At 67.1% G+C, this 18,162-nt stretch carries 19 protein-coding genes and 1 tRNA gene; 11 read left to right on the top strand and 9 right to left on the bottom strand.

Going from position 1 to position 18,162, the window contains the following annotated elements:
* Positions 1-38 precede the first annotated feature (38 nt).
* Positions 39-1,175, bottom strand: coding sequence for a bifunctional diaminohydroxyphosphoribosylaminopyrimidine deaminase/5-amino-6-(5-phosphoribosylamino)uracil reductase RibD (ribD, locus tag FW760_RS17380; RefSeq protein WP_446443899.1), 1,137 nt, complete (start codon positions 1,173-1,175; stop codon positions 39-41).
* Positions 1,172-1,636, bottom strand: coding sequence for a transcriptional regulator NrdR (nrdR, locus tag FW760_RS17375; RefSeq protein ID WP_043861897.1), 465 nt, complete (start codon positions 1,634-1,636; stop codon positions 1,172-1,174). The genes ribD and nrdR overlap by 4 nt, the downstream gene beginning before the upstream one ends.
* A 108-nt stretch (positions 1,637-1,744) precedes the next feature.
* On the opposite strand from nrdR, the gene FW760_RS17370 reads away from it, so the two are divergent.
* The 3 genes from FW760_RS17370 to trxA are packed head-to-tail and all read left to right on the top strand — an operon-like array spanning position 1,745 to position 3,754.
* On the top strand, positions 1,745-2,191 hold the full coding sequence (locus tag FW760_RS17370; RefSeq protein WP_043861898.1) for a YbaY family lipoprotein: 447 nt from the start codon (positions 1,745-1,747) through the stop codon (positions 2,189-2,191).
* Positions 2,188-2,850 (top strand): class I SAM-dependent methyltransferase, encoded by a 663-nt coding sequence (locus FW760_RS17365; protein ID WP_054916423.1) that lies wholly within the window; start codon positions 2,188-2,190, stop codon positions 2,848-2,850. The genes FW760_RS17370 and FW760_RS17365 overlap by 4 nt, the downstream gene beginning before the upstream one ends.
* A 31-nt stretch (positions 2,851-2,881) precedes the next feature.
* On the top strand, positions 2,882-3,754 hold the full coding sequence (gene trxA, locus FW760_RS17360; RefSeq protein WP_054916424.1) for a thioredoxin: 873 nt from the start codon (positions 2,882-2,884) through the stop codon (positions 3,752-3,754).
* Between the two features lie 79 nt (positions 3,755-3,833).
* Here the strand turns inward: trxA and FW760_RS17355 are convergent, their stop codons facing one another.
* Positions 3,834-4,178: a hypothetical protein gene (locus FW760_RS17355; RefSeq protein ID WP_054916440.1), complete on the bottom strand. Its 345-nt coding sequence runs from the start codon at positions 4,176-4,178 to the stop codon at positions 3,834-3,836.
* 125 nt (positions 4,179-4,303) lie between these two features.
* Between FW760_RS17355 and FW760_RS17350 the strand changes: the two genes are divergently transcribed.
* The 5 genes from FW760_RS17350 (at position 4,304) to FW760_RS17330 (ending at position 8,171) form a co-directional block, all read left to right on the top strand.
* Entirely contained in the window at positions 4,304-4,867 is a 564-nt protein-coding gene (locus FW760_RS17350) for a DUF2796 domain-containing protein (RefSeq protein ID WP_043861901.1), read from the top strand.
* Between the two features lies 1 nt (position 4,868).
* Positions 4,869-5,588, top strand: coding sequence for an ABC transporter ATP-binding protein (locus FW760_RS17345; RefSeq protein ID WP_043861902.1), 720 nt, complete (start codon positions 4,869-4,871; stop codon positions 5,586-5,588).
* Entirely contained in the window at positions 5,588-6,853 is a 1,266-nt protein-coding gene (locus FW760_RS17340) for an ABC transporter permease (RefSeq protein ID WP_043861903.1), read from the top strand. The genes FW760_RS17345 and FW760_RS17340 overlap by 1 nt, the downstream gene beginning before the upstream one ends.
* 11 nt (positions 6,854-6,864) lie before the next feature.
* Positions 6,865-7,377 (top strand): DUF3299 domain-containing protein, encoded by a 513-nt coding sequence (locus FW760_RS17335; RefSeq protein ID WP_043861948.1) that lies wholly within the window; start codon positions 6,865-6,867, stop codon positions 7,375-7,377.
* Between the two features lie 110 nt (positions 7,378-7,487).
* Entirely contained in the window at positions 7,488-8,171 is a 684-nt protein-coding gene (locus tag FW760_RS17330) for an OmpW/AlkL family protein (protein ID WP_043861904.1), read from the top strand.
* A 102-nt stretch (positions 8,172-8,273) separates the two neighbouring features.
* Here the strand turns inward: FW760_RS17330 and FW760_RS17325 are convergent, their stop codons facing one another.
* Positions 8,274-9,203, bottom strand: coding sequence for an NAD-dependent epimerase/dehydratase family protein (locus FW760_RS17325; protein WP_054916426.1), 930 nt, complete (start codon positions 9,201-9,203; stop codon positions 8,274-8,276).
* The gene (locus FW760_RS17320; RefSeq protein ID WP_043861906.1) at positions 9,196-10,080 is read right to left on the bottom strand and encodes a sugar nucleotide-binding protein; all 885 of its coding nucleotides are present in this window, start codon (positions 10,078-10,080) and stop codon (positions 9,196-9,198) included. Before FW760_RS17320 ends, FW760_RS17325 begins: the two co-directional genes overlap by 8 nt.
* 254 nt (positions 10,081-10,334) lie before the next feature.
* On the opposite strand from FW760_RS17320, the gene FW760_RS17315 reads away from it, so the two are divergent.
* Positions 10,335-11,177: an alpha/beta hydrolase gene (locus FW760_RS17315; RefSeq protein ID WP_043861907.1), complete on the top strand. Its 843-nt coding sequence runs from the start codon at positions 10,335-10,337 to the stop codon at positions 11,175-11,177.
* 12 nt (positions 11,178-11,189) lie between these two features.
* Here the strand turns inward: FW760_RS17315 and FW760_RS17310 are convergent, their stop codons facing one another.
* Complete coding sequence (locus FW760_RS17310) at positions 11,190-12,008, bottom strand: helix-turn-helix domain-containing protein (RefSeq protein WP_043861908.1); 819 nt, start codon at positions 12,006-12,008, stop codon at positions 11,190-11,192.
* Positions 12,009-12,176: 168 nt separating this feature from the next.
* Between FW760_RS17310 and FW760_RS17305 the strand changes: the two genes are divergently transcribed.
* The gene (locus FW760_RS17305; protein ID WP_058541924.1) at positions 12,177-13,625 is read left to right on the top strand and encodes an alanine/glycine:cation symporter family protein; all 1,449 of its coding nucleotides are present in this window, start codon (positions 12,177-12,179) and stop codon (positions 13,623-13,625) included.
* 80 nt (positions 13,626-13,705) lie between these two features.
* On the top strand, positions 13,706-14,698 hold the full coding sequence (locus FW760_RS17300) for an asparaginase (protein WP_446443898.1): 993 nt from the start codon (positions 13,706-13,708) through the stop codon (positions 14,696-14,698).
* Between the two features lie 14 nt (positions 14,699-14,712).
* On the opposite strand, the gene FW760_RS17295 is transcribed toward FW760_RS17300, so the two are convergent.
* The 3 genes from FW760_RS17295 to selA form a co-directional block, all read right to left on the bottom strand.
* Positions 14,713-14,808 (bottom strand) — tRNA-Sec (locus FW760_RS17295).
* A gap of 6 nt (positions 14,809-14,814) precedes the next feature.
* Positions 14,815-16,728 (bottom strand): selenocysteine-specific translation elongation factor, encoded by a 1,914-nt coding sequence (gene selB / locus FW760_RS17290; protein WP_446443926.1) that lies wholly within the window; start codon positions 16,726-16,728, stop codon positions 14,815-14,817.
* Positions 16,725-18,149 (bottom strand): L-seryl-tRNA(Sec) selenium transferase, encoded by a 1,425-nt coding sequence (gene selA / locus FW760_RS17285; RefSeq protein WP_282362092.1) that lies wholly within the window; start codon positions 18,147-18,149, stop codon positions 16,725-16,727. Before selA ends, selB begins: the two co-directional genes overlap by 4 nt.
* Positions 18,150-18,162: the final 13 nt, after the last annotated feature.

Below are 18,162 nucleotides of genomic sequence, written 5' to 3'. Positions count from 1 at the left end.
CTCCTTCAGAACGGGTCGCGCAAGGCGCAGGCCGCGAATTATACGCCGGGCGCAGGCACAGGAATGGCAGTGACTCGCCAGTCATCGCCTACGGCGCGCATGTCGGTGATGTTGAGGGCCTGCGCTTCGCTCATTCTGGCCAGGGGCCAATCGAGCAATGGGCGGGCACTGGAGCCGAGAAACTTGGCAGCGATGAAGAGCTGGTATTCGTCCACCAGGCCCTGTTGCGCGAAGGCACCGGCCAGGCCCGGGCCGGCCTCCACCAGGACCTCGCTGGCACCACGCCGGGCCAGTTCGCGCAGCAGCGCGGGCAGATCGACGTGCCCGTCGGTGCCGGGCAGGCTCAGCAGGTCATGGCCGGCCTCGGCGTACTGCGCAACTGGCGCGGCGGCCGTCACCACCAGCACCGGGCCGGCCTGGAAGAACGGCGCCGTCAGCGGCAGGCGCAGGCGCCCGTCGATGAGCACGCGCAACGGTGGGCGGGCCATCGCCAGGGCGGTGCTGCCGGCGTCCAGCCCAAGCTCGTCGGCGCGCACGGTCATGCGCGCGTTGTCGGCCAGCACGCTCTGGGCGCTGGTCAGCACCACGCTGGAGCGCGCGCGCAGACGCTGCACCGCCGAGCGTGCGGCCGGGCCGGTGATCCACTGGCTCTCGCCACTGGCCATGGCGGTGCGCCCGTCCAGGCTCATCGCCAGTTTGACCCGCACAAAGGGCAGGCCGTGTTCCATGCGTTTCAGAAAGCCCGGGTTGAGTGCGCGGGCCTCGGCCTCCAGCACACCGCTGGCAACCTCGATACCGACGTCGGCCAGGCGCTTGAGCCCCTGCCCCGCCACTTGCGGGTTGGGGTCCTGCATGGCCGCCACCACCCGCGCCACACCGGCCTTGACCAGCGCCTCGGCACACGGCGGCGTGCGCCCATGGTGGCTGCACGGCTCCAGGGTCACATAGGCACAGGCGCCACGGGCCAGCTCGCCGGCCTGGCGCAGCGCGTGCACCTCGGCATGCGGTTCGCCGGCGCGTACGTGCCAGCCTTCGCCGACCACCTGCCCGTCACGCACGATCACGCAACCGACCCGCGGGTTGGGATGGGTGGAATAGAGACCCTTGCGCGCCAGTTCCAGCGCACGGGCCATGTAGTGGGCGTCGAGCACGTCGCGTTCGCTGGGCAGGCTCATTGCTTGGAAGGCTCGCGCGCCAGGCGGTCGATTTCTTCACGAAATTCGTCCAGGTCCTGGAAGCGACGGTACACCGAGGCGAAGCGGATGTAGGCCACTTCGTCGAGCTTTTGCAGCTCGGCCATCACCAGTTCGCCGACGACCAGCGACTTGACCTCGCGCTCGCCGGTGGCGCGCAGCTTGTGCTTGATGTGGGCCAGCGCCGCTTCGAGGCGCTCGACGCTCACCGGGCGTTTTTCCAGCGCGCGCTGCATGCCGGCGCGCAGTTTTTCTTCGTCGAAGGGCTGGCGGCTGCCGTCGGTCTTGATCAGGCGCGGCAGCACCAGTTCGGCGGTTTCGAAGGTGGTGAAGCGCTCACCGCAGGCCACGCATTCGCGGCGACGGCGCACTTGTTCGCCCTCGGCAACCAGTCGCGAGTCGATGACCTTGGTGTCGTTGGCACCGCAGAAGGGACAGTGCATGGTGGCAGGCAACAAAAAAAGGGAGGGTCATGGTAGCGCATCCCACTGGCAAGACAAGCCAAAGCAGTTACCATCCAGTGAGGAAATATCCCCCCGAAGGAATTGATCATGCCCTTTAGAGCGCTCGTTGTGCTCAGTTTTGCCGCCCTGCTGGCCGCCTGCAGCAGCGATGAACCCAAGCCGGTGCTGGCCCCCAAGGCCCCGGTAGCGGCCAAGCAACCTGTGGCCCTGGGCCCGCTGCCGGCCTACCAGCGTGAAATCAGCGGCACCCTGCTTGGCATCCCGTCGGGCGCCGAGGTCGAGCTGGCGCTGCTGGTGGTCGACCCGCGCGGCCGCCCGCAACGCCTGCTGGCCAGCAGCAACCTGGACGCCAACGGCCAGGACCTGCCGTTCCAGCTGCGTTTCAACCCCGAGGCGTTCCCTGCCGGTGCGCGGGTGGAGCTGCGCGGGCGTGCCAGCCAGTCCGGGCAGCTGATCCTGCACCTGCAACCTGTGGCGGTCAGCAGCCCGCAAACCCAGGCCACCGGCCCGCTGCGCCTCGAAAAAGCGCCGTGACCGCGCCGATCCACCTGCAACAGGCGTTGAGCGGGCTGCTGGGGGACGCACGGCTGGTGGTCAGCGAGCTGCCGGCCTGCGACCTCAAGCTGTGGCTGATCGATGCGCACAACATGGACCGCGCGTTCAGCCCCGAGGAAACCCGGCGCATCCTGCACGAGCCGCCCTACTGGGCCTTCTGCTGGGCCAGCGGTCTGGCCATGGCGCGCTACCTGGCCGCCCGCCCCGAGTGGGTGGCCGGCAAACGCGTGCTGGACTTCGGCGCAGGCTCGGGAATTGCCGGCATCGCCGCCGCCCGCGCCGGGGCGCTTGAAGTGGTGGCCTGCGACCTCGACCCGCTGGCGCTGCAGGCAAGCCGCGCGAATGCCGCGCTCAACCAGGTGCAGTTGGGCTACTCCAGCGATTTCTTCGCCGAGGCCGACCGCTTCGACCTGGTGCTGGTGGCCGATGTGCTCTACGACCGCGCCAACCTGCCGCTGCTCGATGCGTTTCTCAGCCGCGGGCACCAGGCGCTGGTGGCCGACTCGCGGGTGCGCGACTTCCGTCACCCCCTGTACCGCCAGCTCGACACCCTGCATGCCCTGACCCTGCCAGACCTGGCCGAACCCCACGAATTCCGCCAGGTGAGCCTGTACCACGCCAGCCGCAGCGCTTTATAGTGTTGCCATTCAAGGATTTGCGAGAGTCGCGATGAGCCAGGAAACCCCGTACATCTTCAATGCCACCAGCGCCGACTTCGACCAGTCGGTGATCCAGAACTCCCACGTCAAACCCGTGCTCGTCGACTTCTGGGCCGACTGGTGCGCGCCGTGCAAGGTGCTGATGCCGCTGCTGGAGAAAATCACCGCCGAATACCGGGGTGAGCTGCTGCTGGCCAAGGTCAACTGCGATGTGGAACAGGACATTGTCGCGCGCTTCGGTATCCGCAGCCTGCCGACGGTGGTGCTGTTCAAGGATGGCCAGCCGGTCGACGGCTTTGCCGAGGCACGCCCGGAGTCGGAAATCCGCGCAATGCTCGAACCGCATGTGCAACTGCCGCCACCGGCAGCGGCCGACCCGCTGGTAGTGGCCCAGGGGCTGTTTGCCGAGGGACGCTTCAGCGAGGCCGAGGCGCTGCTCCAGGCCCTGCTGACCGAAGACAACAGCAATGCCGCGGCACTGATCCTGTATGCCCGTTGCCTGGCCGAGCGTGGCGAGCTGGGCGAAGCGCAGACCGTGCTCGATGCGGTCAAGAGCGATGAGCACAAGGCTGCACTGGCCGGTGCCAAGGCGCAGCTGACGTTCCTGAAGCAGGCCGCCAGCCTGCCGGATGTGGCAGACCTGAAGTCACGCCTGGCACAGAACGCCGAGGATGACGAGGCGGCGTATCAGCTGGCAGTGCAGCAGCTCTCGCGCCAGCAGTACGAGGCGGCGCTGGACGGGCTGCTGAAACTGTTCAAGCGCAACCGCGGGTATGAAGGCGGCCTGCCGCACAAGACCCTGCTGCAGGTGTTCGACCTGCTGGGCAACGAGCACCCGCTGGTGCTGGATTACCGCCGCAAGCTGTTTGCTGCGTTGTACTGAGGTCAACCGCCCGCTCCCACAAGGTTACCTACCCGCGCTGTGGGAGCGGGCTTGACCCGCGATGGGATCAACGCGGTGTTCAGCCGACCCAGTGATAGACCGGCGCATCCGCCCCGCTTTCCACCCTCACCTCGCTGCTATGGCGCAAACGCACCAGCAGGCGCTTGCCGGCCGCCGTATTGCCCGCCAACCCCTCCAGCGCCTCCAGCAACTGGGGCCCGTTCAACTGACCGGCCTTGCGCAACACCTCGCGCGCCGCCTGCCACACTGCATCGTCCGGGCGAACCGGCGCCGTCGGTACAGCAGCGGCAACCGCCGGCACCCCGGCCGCCTGCAACTGCCCGCCCAGCTGCGCCCACTCATGGGGCTCCAGCTCCACGCTCAAATCCACCGGCCATTCGCCGATGTGTCCACGAATACGCACGTTCGCACCCTCCACTCGATCAGGCGCCCATGCTCCCACGAAGTTTCATCCAGCGACACTGGTAGGCAGCCGACAAGTTGTTATAACATTTCGAAACTCTTTCAGCGCCTTCCGGAGTTCCGCCCATGCGTCGTCTGCTGCTTGCCTTGCCGTTCGCCCTGCTGCCCCTGAGTCTGGTTTACGCCCATGACGACCATGACCATGAGCATGGCAGCCTGGGCGCCCATGAACATGGCGTGGCGCACCTGAACGTCGCACTCGACGGCAATGCCCTAGAGCTGGAATTCGACAGCCCGGCGATGAACCTGGTGGGCTTCGAACATGCCGCCACTTCCGCCACCGACAAGGCCAAGGTCGCGGCCGTGCGCGCCCAGCTTGAAACACCCCTGGCGCTGTTCGGCCTGAACAAGGCAGCCGGTTGCAGCGAAACCGACCAGGACCTGCAAAGCCCGCTGTTCGGCGACAAGCCGGTGCATGACGAGGATGGCGACGCCCACGATCACGAACACAGCGACATCAACGCCCATTACAAACTCGAATGCACCACCCCGGCACAGCTCACCCGCCTGGACCTGGCGCCACTGTTCAAGGCCTTCCCCGCCACCCAGAAGATCCAGCTGCAACTGGTGGGCCCCAATGGCCAGAAGGGCGTGGACCTGACCCCGACCCACAGCGCGATCGACTTCTGACATGGGCCAGGCACTGATCGAACTGTCCCGGCTGGGTTTCGCCTGGCCCGGCCAGCCTGAGCTGCTGGACATACCGGCGTTGCGCCTGCAGGCCGGCGAGTCGCTGTTCCTCAAGGGCCCCAGCGGCAGTGGCAAGACCACCCTGCTGGGCCTGCTGGGCGGGGTGCAGAAGGCCGACCGCGGCAGCATCCGCCTGCTCGGCCAGGAGCTGGGCGCGCTCAGCCAGGGCCAGCGCGACCGTTTTCGCGTCGATCATACCGGCTACATCTTCCAGCAGTTCAACCTGCTGCCGTTTCTGTCTGTACGCGAAAACGTCGAGCTGCCGTGCCGTTTCTCGCGCAGCCGGGCGCAACGCGCCGGCCAGCGCTACGGCAGTGTGGACAAGGCCGCCGCCAGCCTGCTCGCCCATCTGGGCCTGAAGGACCCGGCACTGCTGGCACGGCGCGCCGACAGCCTGTCGATCGGTCAGCAGCAACGGGTGGCCGCCGCCCGCGCGCTGATCGGCCAACCCGAGCTGGTGATTGCCGACGAGCCGACTTCGGCGCTCGATGCCGACACCCGTGAAGCCTTCATCCGCCTGCTGTTCGCCGAATGCCGCGCAGCCGGCTCCAGCCTGTTGTTCGTCAGCCACGACCAGAGCCTGGCACCGCTGTTCGATCGCCAGCTGTCGCTTGCCGAACTCAACCGCGCCGCGCGCCCTGCCAGCGACCTGGAGGCCTGATGTACCTGCTCCGCCTTGCCCTGGCGAGTCTCGCCAACCGCCGCTTCACTGCCCTGCTCACCGCCTTCGCCATCGCCCTGTCGGTGTGCCTGCTGCTGGCGGTGGAGCGGGTACGCACCGAGGCCCGCGCCAGTTTTGCCAGCACCATCAGTGGCACCGACCTGATTGTCGGTGCGCGCTCGGGCTCGGTGAACCTGCTGCTGTACTCGGTGTTTCGCATCGGCAACGCCACCAACAACATCCGCTGGGACAGCTTCGAGCACTACGCCAGCAACCCGCGGGTGAAGTGGGCCATCCCGATCTCGCTGGGCGACTCGCACCGCGGTTACCGGGTGATGGGCACCACCGAAGCCTACTTCGAGCATTACCAGTACGGGCGCAAGCAGCACCTGCAGCTGGCCAGCGGGCGTGCCTTCGCCAGCGACCCGTTCGAGGTGGTGCTGGGCGCCGAGGTGGCCGACGCGCTGCATTACAAACTCGGCGACAAGCTGGTACTGGCCCATGGCGTGGCCGCCATCAGCCTGGTCAAGCATGACGACAAGCCGTTCACCGTGGTGGGCGTGCTGCAACGCACCGGCACCCCGGTGGACCGCACCCTGCACATCAGCCTTGGCGGCATGGAGGCGATCCACGTCGACTGGCACAACGGCGTGCCCGCCCGCGGCGCCGGCCGCGTCAGCGCCGAACAGGCCCGTGGCATGGACCTCACACCCAAGGCCATCACTGCGTTCATGCTGGGCCTGAACAACAAGATCAGCACCTTCACCCTGCAACGCGAGATCAACGAGTTTCGCGGCGAGCCGCTGTTGGCGATTCTGCCCGGCGTGGCCCTGCAGGAGCTGTGGAGCCTGATGGGCACCGCCGAACAGGCGCTGTTCGTGGTGTCGCTGTTCGTGGTGCTGACCGGCCTGATCGGCATGCTTACGGCGATCCTCACCAGCCTCAACGAGCGCCGCCGCGAAATGGCCATCCTGCGCTCGGTGGGTGCACGCCCCTGGCATATTGCAGGGCTGCTGGTGATGGAGGCGTTCACCCTGGCGCTGGCGGGGATTGCCGCCGGGCTGGGCCTGCTCTACCTTGGCATCGCCCTGGCCCAGGGCACGGTGCAGGCCAACTACGGCCTGTACCTGCCGCTGGCGCTGCCCAGCGCCCACGAGTGGAGCCTGCTGGGGATCATCCTCGGCGCCGCCGTGCTGATGGGCAGCATTCCGGCCTGGCGGGCCTACCGCCAGTCGCTGGCCGACGGTTTGTCCATTCACCTGTGAGAACGCCCGTGATACGTCGTGCCCTGCTGTTGTTGCTGTTGATTGCCCCGCCCCTGTGGGCGGGTGAGCCGCGCACGCTGGAATGGCCGCAATTGATCCCCGAGGGCGCACCGGTGATCGTGCCGCAGATGACCCCACTGCACGACCTTTCGCAGTTGAGCAACGCGCTGGCCGGCGAAAGCGGCCCGGCGGCGCAGCAGCAGGCGCCCGACGCGCCGGTGGTGAAGGCACTGGATGGCCAGCAGGTGAAGCTGCCGGGCTACATCGTGCCACTGGAAGTCAGCGAGGAAGGCCGTACCACCGAGTTCCTGCTGGTGCCGTACTACGGCGCGTGCATTCACGTGCCGCCCCCACCGTCGAACCAGATCGTGCACGTGTTCAGCGAAATCGGCATCAAGGTCGAGGAGCTGTACCAGCCCTACTGGATCGAGGGGCCGATGCAGGTCAAGGCTTCCAGCAGCGAGCTGGCCGAGGCCGGCTACCAGATGGAAGCCGAGAAGATCTACGCCTATGAACTACAATAGAAGCCCCGCGCCAGGGCGTTTGCGGTTTCATTGAGCTGCATCAAGAATCACCGCCTGTCAGCTCCTTACCATTGGACACATTAAATTCTAAACGTCCTTTGGGAGCTTCCATGAACAAGTCCTTGCTCAGCGCCTCGCTCATTGCCCTCGCGCTTGCAGCCCCTGTTGCCCACGCCCACCAGGCGGGCGATTTCATTCTGCGTGCCGGTGCGATCACCACCGCACCGAACGAAGACAGCGGCGATATCAAGCTCGACGGCACCAAGGTTGGCGGCACCAAGGCCACCCTGGACAGCGACACCCAGCTGGGCCTGGCCTTTGCCTACATGCTGACCGACCACATCGGCCTGGAACTGCTGGCAGCCACCCCGTTCCAGCACGAAGTGGGCGTAAAGGGCCTGGGCGCGGGCCTGGACGGCAAGCTGGCGAACATCAAGCAACTGCCACCGACCCTGTCGCTGCAGTACTACCCGATGGAGCCGACCTCCAAGTTCCAGCCTTACGCCGGTATCGGTCTTAACTACACCCTGTTCTTCGATGAAGACCTGAGCAGCAGCCGCAAGGCCCAGGGCTTCAGCAACATGAAGCTCAAGGACTCGGTCGGCCTGGCCGGCCAACTGGGCATGGACTACATGCTGACCGACAACCTGCTGGTCAACGCCGCGGTCTGGTACGTGGACATCGACACCAAGGCCACCATCGACGGCCCAAGCGCGCTGGGCGTGGGCAAGACCAAGGTGAGCGTGGATGTGGACCCATGGGTCTACATGGTGGGTGTGGGTTACAAGTTCTGACCATGAAAAAGCCCCGATCATTCGGGGCTTTTTTTTGGCTGCGATTCCCGCAAGGGAGATACCGCCTGCAGGAGCCGGCGTTGCCGGCGAAGCTTTTTACGTTCAGCGCCCCAGCAGGTGCGCCAGCCCATCGGCCAGCGGCGTCGGCTCGGGCAGGTCGAAGCGCGCCAGCAGCCGCGCATTGTCGGCCCGCGAATGACGGATATCACCCGCGCGCGCCGGCCCGTGATTGACCTCGGGCAACGGCCCTACCACCTTGCGCAGTGCGTCGAGCAACTGGTTCAGCGTGGTGGCGCGGTTCAGCCCCACGTTCACCGCGCCCTCCTGCACCTGCGCCTGTTCCAGCGCCTGCACCAGCACCGCCACCAGGTCGGCCACATACAGGAAGTCACGGGTCTGCTCGCCGTCGCCAAACAGGTTGATCGGTGTGCCGTTGAGGGCGCGTTCGCAGAAGATGCTGATCACCCCCGAATACGGCGACGACGGGTCCTGACGTGGCCCGAAGATATTGAAGAAGCGGAACACCACCGGCTCCAGCCCATGCTGGCGACGATAGAAGTCCAGGTACTGCTCGCTGGCCAGCTTGTCCACCGCATAGGGGGTCAGCGGCGCCTTGGGCGTGTCCTCGTCGATGGCCTGGCCTTCACCGTTGTTGCCGTACACCGCAGCGCTGGAGGCGAACAGCACGCGCTTGATGCCGGCCACACGCATCGCCTCGCACACGTTCAGCGTGCCGATGAAGTTGCTCTGGTGGGTCCTGACCGGGTCTTCCACAGAGGCCTGCACCGAGGCCACCGCCGCCAGGTGCACCACGGCCTGGCAGCCCTCGGCGGCCCGGGCCACCAGGGCGGCATCGGCCACGTCGCCCTCGATCAGTTGCAGGCGCGGGTTGTCCAGCTGCAGGTTCAGGCGCCGGCCGGTAGACAGGTCGTCGAGCACGCGCACCGCGTACCCCTTGGCCAGCAGCGCGTCGCTCAGGTGGGAGCCGATGAAGCCGGCCCCACCGGTAATCAGGATAGGAGCATCAGCCATGACGATAGAACCGGTCCAGTAGGGTCGGCAGGCCGGCGCGCCAGGCACGCGGCTTGATGCCGAAGGTGTGGAGGATTTTCTTGCAGGCCAGCACTGCGTGCTGGGGTTCTTCGGCAGCATCCGGGCGGGCGGCGTGGGCCTGCGCAGTGGGCGCTTCGACGGCCAGCTGACGCAGTTGCCCGGCTTCGCTGAGGATCGCCTGACCCAGCGCCAGCGGCGTGGTCGCCTCGTTGCCGGCGTAATGGTAGGTGCCCCACAGTGGCGCGCCACAGTCCAGTTGCTTGAGCACCGCCAGGATCACCCGCGCTGCATCGTCGACCGGGGTCGGGTTGCCACGCCGGTCGTCGGCCAGCAGCAGTTCCTGCGAGTGCTCGGCGCGGGTCAGAAAACGCCCCAGCACGCCGTCGACGCTGTCGTCGAGCACCCAGCCAAAGCGCAGCAGCACGTGCTGCGGGCAGGTCGCGCGCACGCTCTGTTCGATGCGCCACAACGCCTGGCCACGTTGGCCGAGCGGTACCGGCTCGTCCTTTTCGCTGTAGGCCGTGGCCCGCGAACCGTCGAATACCCGGTAGCTGGAGGGTTGCAGCAAGATGATGTTGTGGTGCTGGCACAGTTCGGCCAGGCGCTCGACCGCACGCTCCTGCGAAGCCAGGCGCTGCTCGCTCACCGATTCGGCCTGGAACCAGTCGAAGTAGTAGGCCAGATTGATCAGCGCATCGGGGCGGGTGTCATCGAGCAGCTGGGTCAGGCTCGCGGCATCCCAGCCCTGGTCGGGTGGGCGCGGCGCCAGAAAGCCGATATCTTCCTCGGCCCCGAGGCGAATCAGCGCTTGCCCAAGGGCATTTCCACCACCCAACAGCATCAGGCGCATTCGCATAGAGTCAGCAGGTCCGGTCAGATAAATTGAGGGAAAGCGGATATTTTGCGGCTTCCAGCAGGCGAAGTCCAACGCGGGGCCGACTGGCGCCAAAGTCTAGAGTGTGTCAGCGCAAAGTGTGACGGGTTCAACGTAGTTCAAGAAATAACCTGCGCGCCCACCAGAAATGCCCGACTGCATCTACTGTAAAAGCGTCAGCCTCGCTGGTTCATGTCGACTTGTCGACCCTTCACCCCGGGCAAGAGGACCGCTTCATGCCGATCAAGACGGCCGCACACGGACGTGAGCGTTGGCAATTCGACGAACCCAGCCCGGGCCGCGAGTGCCTGGTGGTCGAAACGTTCGACGGCTACAGCCAGGAAGGTCGCCTGCTGATCCCCGATATCGAGCACGCGCCGCCGCTGTTCATGCTCGGCGGCGCACGCAGCGACTTCACCCACCTCAACCCGCTGCTGTACCGCCTGCAGGCCCTGGGCATCGGCTCGCTGACCGGCAACCTGTCGGGGCACAGCCTGGCCAGCCTGCCGGGGGCCCGGTCGCCCTCGCTGCACACCAACCTGGCCGAGGCGCTGCGCTTCTTTCGCCACGTCGAGCATCGCTGCAACACCGTGATCGGCCACAGCCTGGGCGCAGCGCTGGCGCTGAAAGTGGCAGCGCACCATGCACGCCAGGTGAACAAGCTGGTGCTGCTGTGCCCGGCGGTCTATGCCGACAGCGCCTACGATGCACCGTTCGGCCCGGCCTTCACCCGCGCCATCAGCACCCCGCACGGGTTTCTCGACAGCGACAGCTACAAATTCCTGCGCAGCTATCGCGGCCAGGTGCTGCTGGTGCTGGGCCAGTACGATGGCCTGCTGGCCGCCCACCATGGGCGAACCCCGGGCACGTCGGCAGGCCATGTGGAAATCGACGGCATGCTGCGCTACAGCCCGATCCCGGCCGAAGTCATCCAGGCGCTGAGCGACACCCTACCCCCCGGGCATTTCGAACAGCTGACCCTGCCCGACTGCGACCACGGCATCGCCGCACACCTGCGCGCCCATCCGCCACAGGCCGGGGCCCTGGCGCAGCAGGTGGCGGCATTCATTCGCCGCTGAGCACGGCACCCTTCACTCGATCTCGAACAGGCCGTTGCGAATCGGCCCGACGTTGAGCCGTGCGCGCACATCGTCATCGATGCGCGGGTCATCCGGGCGGTACAGCCGGACCTGGCGGTAGGCATTGATGCGGTTGATTTCCGGGCCCAGGTATTCCCACACCACGCGGGTACACGCCGGAGTGCGCCGGTCACCGCTGGAGACGCCGGTCTTGAGGCCGTTGAGCCGGGTGATGCGGCTCTTGAAGCTGGGAATCAGGATGGTCTGGCTCATCTCGTTGACCGTCAGCGATTCGTAGTCGATCAGAAACACCCGGTCCTGCAACTGAAAGGCCGCGCCCAGGTAGCGGCAGCGCACCCAGTCTTCGGCCTGCACGTCGGTGCTGCTGGAGCGCTCCTGGCGCTCCTGGCGCTCGAACAGGAACGTGCCGCGTTCTTCGCGCAGGTGCACCAGCGACAGCAGGATGCTGCCCGGCACCGACATGCAGTTGGAATATTCGAAGTAGTAGCCGCAGTAGCGCGACAGATTGCCCTCGTGCTCGCGCAGCGGGCGCAGCAGTTCCAGCAACGGGTCGGCCTGGGCCGGGCTGGCAAGCGCCGAGCTGCGCGCACCGATCAGGCGCGCGAACTGTTCTGGCGGCAGGCCCAGTTCGTAGTCCTCGACGCCGAAGAAGTCGCCGATGCGCTTGAGGTTGTACGCCGTCGGCTGGCTCTGCCCGCTCAGGTACTTGTTGAACTGCGCCCGGTTGATCGACAGCTGCCGGCAAACCTCGGAAATAGAGCGGTAATGGCTGCACGCCAGCTTGAGGTTGGGGCCCAGGTGTTGACTCATTGATCAGGTACCGATTGGTGCGATAGGCGCCAGTTTAGCATCAGGTCGCATCAACTCAGAGCAACCCGCGAAATTGTAACGACGTTTGTCATGACCAACCATGCGCCCCCAGGCAAACGGCGCATGCCGTCAGCCACTGTCATTCAGAACAAGAACCGAGGTCACGCCATGCTCGAAGTGCTCAACGATTTCCTTTCGGGGAAGCTCCTTATCGTGCTTATCGTCGGACTGGGAAGCTATTTCACCCTGCGCTCGCGATTTGTGCAGTTTCGCCATTTCATCCATATGTTCGGCGTATTCAAGGAATCGTTGCGCGGCCAGGCGGGCCAGTTGAGTTCGTTCCAGGCACTGATGCTGAGCCTGGCCGGGCGCGTGGGTGCCGGCAACATCGCCGGCGTCGGTATCGCCGTGACCCTGGGCGGCCCGGGCGCGGTGTTCTGGATGTGGGTGACGGCGCTGGTGGGCATGTCCAGCAGTTTCTTCGAATGCACCCTGGCGCAGGTCTACAAGCGCGCCGACGGTGACGGCCTGTACCGCGGCGGCCCGGCCTACTACATCCTGCACGGCCTCAACCTGCGCACCATGGCAGTGGTGTTCTCGGTGTTGCTGCTGGTGACCTACGGCTTCGCCTTCAACGGCCTGCAGTCGTACACCGTGACCCACTCGCTGCAGAACGCCTTCGGCTTCGCCCCGGAGCACACCGGGATTGCCCTGGCCGTGCTGCTGGCCATCGTGTTCCTGGGCGGGATCAAGCGCATCGCCTCGGTGTCCGACCTGCTGGTGCCGGTCAAGACCCTGGCCTACATCGGCGTTACCCTGTACGTGATCGGCAGCCAGATCGAACACGTGCCGGCCATGCTCGAAACCATCTTCAAGAGCGCCTTCGGCCTGGACCCTGCCTTCGGCGGCCTGCTGGGCAGTGCCATCGTGATGGGCGTCAAGCGTGGCGTGTTCGCCAACGAAGCGGGCCTTGGCAGTGCGCCCAACGTGGCCGCCGTGGCGGCAGTGAAACACCCGGGCGCCCAGGGCGTGGTGCAGGCATTCAGCGTGTTCCTCGATACCTTCGTGATCTGCACCTGCACCGCGCTGCTGATTCTGCTGTCGGGCTTCTACACCCCGGGCTTCGAAGGTGACGGCATCGTGCTGACCCAGAACTCGCTGGCTGCCGTGGTCGGTGACTGGGGTCGCCTGTTCGTCAGCGTGGCGCTGTCGCTGTTCGTGTTCACCTGCATCCTCTACAACTACTACCTGGGCGAAAACAGCCTGCAGTTTCTGACCCGCAACCGTGCGGTGCTGATGGTCTACCGTGCCCTGGTGCTGGCGCTGATCGTGTGGGGCTCGGTGCAGAACCTGTCGACCGTGTTCGCCTTCGCCGACATCACCATGACGTGCCTGGCCTTCGTCAACCTGATCGCCCTGGCGCTGCTGTTCAAGATCGGCCTGCGCGTGATGCGCGACTACGACGACCAGCGCAAGGCAGGCATCAAGCAGCCGGTATTCGACTCGGCCAGGTTCCCCGACCTGGACCTGGACACCCAGGCCTGGCCTGCTGTCCAGCCCGCTGAAAGCGCACGCCCTGCCAGCGTGGGCGAAGCTCAAGCTCAAGCGCAACGCTGAGCAACCCTGTGCCGCCGCCCCGTTCGCGGGCGGCAGCCGATTCGCGATGCCCCTTTTCTCACCTGCCTGGAATGCTCACCATGCGCGCGGTCAAGAACCTTCTCGTCCTCTACACCGGCGGCACCATCGGCATGCTGCAAACGCCCCATGGCCTGGCGCCGGCCGGTGGCTTCGAGGCACGCATGCGCGCCTGGCTGGACACGCATCCGACGCCACCCCGGGTGCACTGGCGCCTGCAGGAGATGTCACCGCTGCTCGACAGCGCCAACATGCAGCAGGCCAACTGGCTGGCCATGCAGGCGGCCATCGTCACGGCGGTGACGCGTGATGGCCACGACGGCATCCTGCTGCTGCACGGCACCGACACCCTGGCCTACAGCGCAGCAGCGTTGTCGTTCCTGCTGCTGGGGCTGGATGTGCCGGTAGTGCTCACCGGCTCGATGCTGCCGGCCGGCGCACCGCACAGCGACGCCTGGGACAACCTGCACGGCGCCCTGGCCCTGTTCGAAAGCGGCCTGCAAAGCGGCGTGCAGCTGTATTTCGCAGGCCAGCTGCTGCACGGCGCACGGGCCAGCAAACTGCGCAGCGAGGCCTTCGATGCGTTTGCCGCGCCGGCGCGCCACCGCGAAGGCAGCCGCGCCAGCGCGTTGCCCGCGGTACTCGGCTATGCCCAACCGCGGGTGCCGGTGAAACTGGCGGTGCTGCCGGTGTACCCCGGCTTGCAGGCCGAGCAGGTGCAGGCACTGGTGGTGAGCGGCGTGCGCGGCCTGCTGCTTGAATGCTATGGCAGCGGCACCGGCCCATCGGAAGATGCAGCACTGATGCAGGCGTTGCAGAAGGCGCGCCAGGGTGGCGTGCTGATTGCCGCCATCAGCCAGTGCATCGAGGGCAGTGTGCTGTTCGATACCTACGCCGCCGGCAGCCGCCTGCGCGAGACCGGCCTGGTATCGGGCGGCGGCATGACCCGCGAGGCGGCGCTCGGCAAGCTGTTCGCCCTGCTGGGCGCGGGGCTGGACAACGACACCGCCGAGCACTGGTTCGCCCTGGACCTGTGCGGTGAACGGGTGGCCTGAGGCCCCGCGAAAAATGGCGGAAGGCAGCCGGAGTCGAACCTGCCCGGGAACGGCTGCCGTCCCCAACCGGGTTTGAAGCCCGGCCGCGCCACCGGGCGCGATTGCCTTCCTTGAATTCAGTTGTCGCCCGGTTGAGCCAGGGCATTGTCGCGGCGAATGCGACGCTGGTCGCCCAGGCGCCGGGTCAGGCCGATGCGATCGAAGTATTCCAGCACCTGGATGCTGCGCTTGCGCCCGATACCCAGCGCATCACGAAAAACCGTCACCTGCACCTCATCACCCGCCATGCGCAACAGCATAGCCGCCATTTGCCGCACTGTGGCCTCGGGATAGAACAGATCGCGCACCACCTGGTGCACCTGGCCCAGACGCGCCATCTTGCGCAGTAGTAGCCGTACCTCGGCTTCTTCGCTGCCGGTGGCGCGCGCAAGATCGCGCACCCAGGGCGGATCGAAACGCGCCGCCAGCAGCAACGGTTGCACCTGTTGCCACAGCGCCGTGTCGGCCTCGTTCAGGCGCGCCTGGTGCGTGGGCAGGTGCAGCCACGGGCCGCTGCTGGCAATCGCCTGCTCGCCCAGCAACTCGTCCACCAGGCTGATGAACGCCGGCCGCTCCAGTGCCAGGCTGGCGAAACGGCGCAGGCGGTCGCGGTCAGGGCCGAGCTGGTCGGGTTCGAGCTCGTGAAAGCGCGCCAGTTGCGCCAGTACCCGGGCCTTGAGCGCCTGCCATTGCGTCGTGTCGAACAGCAGCGGCCCCTGCCGCGTGGCCACCACCTGCACCTGCGCATCCAGCCGCCAGTGGCTGCGCAAGCGATTGAACTGGCGCTCCAGGCGCTGCGGGTCGAGCCCGCCCGTGCCTTGCGCAAGCAGCGCCGGCAAGGCCTGTTCCAGGCTGTCGGCCGCCGCCAGTGCCTGCAGCTGCGCCAGCCGCTGCGGGCTGCGGCGCTGGCGGGCCGGGGCGAATGGATCGAGTACGCGCCCGCCGCCAAGGGTGCGCTGGGCACTCTGGTCGCGCAGCACCACGGGGTCGCCATGCACCGCCTGCACCGGCGCGTTGACCAGCAACTGCGCGAACATGCGCGCCCCGGGCGCCAGCCGCTCGCCCTCCAGCAATGCCACGCGGGCGGTGACATCCTGGGTGCCCAGGTGCAGGTGCACCGGGCTGAAATGCTCGAGTGCACGGGCTTCCCCGGCCAGCAGGTGCAGTTCGACATCCAGCCGCTGAGTGGGCGCATGCAGCCACTCGGCCAGCAGCCAGTCACCGCGGTGGATATGCTCCAGCGCCAGCCGCTCGGCGCTGATGTTCAGGGCCACTCGCTGCCCGGCGAAGGCCTGGGTCGCGACCTGGTTCTGCGCGTGCAGGCCGCGCACCCGCACCGGTTTGCCCGCCTTGCCCAGCAACAGGCTATCGCCCACCTGAACCTGCCCGGACAACGCGGTGCCCGTGACCACGATACCGGCCCCGGCCACGCTGAAGGCCCGGTCGATGGCCAGGCGAAAAGCGCCACCCTGGCTACGCGGCTGCAGGGCGTGCTGCGCGGCGAGCAATGCCTGACGCAGTGCCTCGATACCCTGGCCGCTGACACTCGACACCGCGAACTGCGCCGCCCCGGCATACGGTCCCGGCGCAAGCAGCCCGCGCACCTGGGCCTGCACCGCCTGCACCCGCGCCGGCTCGACCCGGTCGCATTTGGTGATGGCCACCAGCGCCTGCGCGATGCCCAGCAGTTCGACGATGGCCAGGTGCTCGCGGGTCTGGGGCATCACCCCGTCGTCGGCCGCCACCACCAGCAGCACCAGGTCGATACCCTGGGCGCCGGCCAGCATGTTGTGGATAAACCGCTCGTGGCCCGGCACGTCGACAAAGCCGGTCAACGGCGCATCCGCCGCCAGCGCTGCATAACGGTAGCCAAGGTCGATGGTGATGCCGCGTTCGCGCTCTTCGCGCCGATGATCGCCAGCCTGGCCGGTGAGGGCTTCGAGCAGCGCGGTCTTGCCATGGTCGATGTGCCCGGCGGTGCCGACGATCACGTGGGCAGTACCGCCAGTTGCGCCAGCTGCGCCAGCCACGCGGGTTCGTCATCCAGCTGGCGCAGGTCGAGCCACAGCGCGTCGTCGTCCAGGCGCCCGAGCACCGGGATGGGCAACGCGCGCAAGGCCGCTTCCAGCGCCAGCAGGCTGCGCCCGCGCAGGCGCTTGGACACCTGTGGGCGCATGCACAGCGCAGCACTGGGCAGGCGTGCCACCGGCTGGCTGCCGCTGCCGATCATGCCCAGTGCAGGCAGCGCGGCAACGCTCCACGACGCGCCCAACGCCTGTGCCATGCGCGGCGCCAGGCGTTCGGCCTGGGCCAGGATCTCGGCTTGCGGCCGGGTCAGCAGGCGCAGGCTGGGCAGGCGCTCGGCCAGGCGGTCGGGGTCGCGGTACAGGCCCAGCACCGCTTCCAGCGCGGCGAGGGTCAGCTTGTCGACCCGCAGGGCACGCTTGAGCGGGTTCTTCTTGATGCGCGCGATCAGCGCCTTGCTGCCCACGATGATCCCGGCCTGCGGACCGCCGAGCAGCTTGTCGCCGCTGAAGGTGACGATATCGGCGCCATCGGCCAGGGCCTGGCGCACCGTGGGTTCGGCGGGCAGGCCCCAGCGTGTAAGGTCGAGCAGGCTGCCGCTGCCCAGGTCTTCGAGCAGCGGCAGGCCGTGCTGGTGGGCCAGTTGCGCCAGCTCGGCGGTGGGCACATGGCTGGTGAAGCCTTCAATGCTGTAGTTGCTGCAATGCACGCGCATCAGCAGGCCGCTGCGCGGGTTGATTGCCGCTTCGTAGTCGCGGGCGTGGGTGCGATTGGTGGTGCCCACCTCGTGCAGCCTGACCCCGGCGCGGGCCATGATGTCGGGGATGCGGAACGCACCACCGATCTCGATCAGTTCGCCGCGCGAAATGATGCCCTCCTTGCGCGCGCCCAGGCTGTTGAGTGCCAGCAGCACGGCGGCGGCATTGTTGTTGACCACGGTCACGGCCTCGGCGCCGGTGAGCTCGCGGATCAGGCCTTCGATCAGGTCGTCACGGTCGCCGCGCTTGCCGCTGTCCAGGTCGAACTCGAGGTTGAGGGGGTGGCGCGCGGCAAGCTGGACGGCCTCGATGGCGGCTTCGGGCAGCAGCGCGCGGCCCAGGTTGGTGTGCAGCACGGTGCCGGTGAGGTTGAACACCCGGCGGATATGGCTGCGGTGCCGGGCGGCGAGGCGTTCGTTGGTGCGGCCGGCGAGCACCTCGGGGGCCAGTTCGGCAGCGCCGAGCTGGCCGTGGCGGGTGGGCTCGCGCAGGTCATCGAGCAGTTGGCGCAAGGTGGCGAGCACGGCGTCGCGGCCGTAGCGGTCCACCAGGGGAACGCAGGCAGGGCTGCGCAGGAGGGTGTCGATGGAGGGTAGACGGTGGGTGCACTGAGTGACGTTGGAGGACATGCAAAAACGCTCC

It is taken from the genome of Pseudomonas sp. 1176_21 (assembly GCF_052850635.1).
Note: the sequence above shows the minus strand (reverse complement) of the source record. Positions and strands in the feature narration are given on the sequence as shown.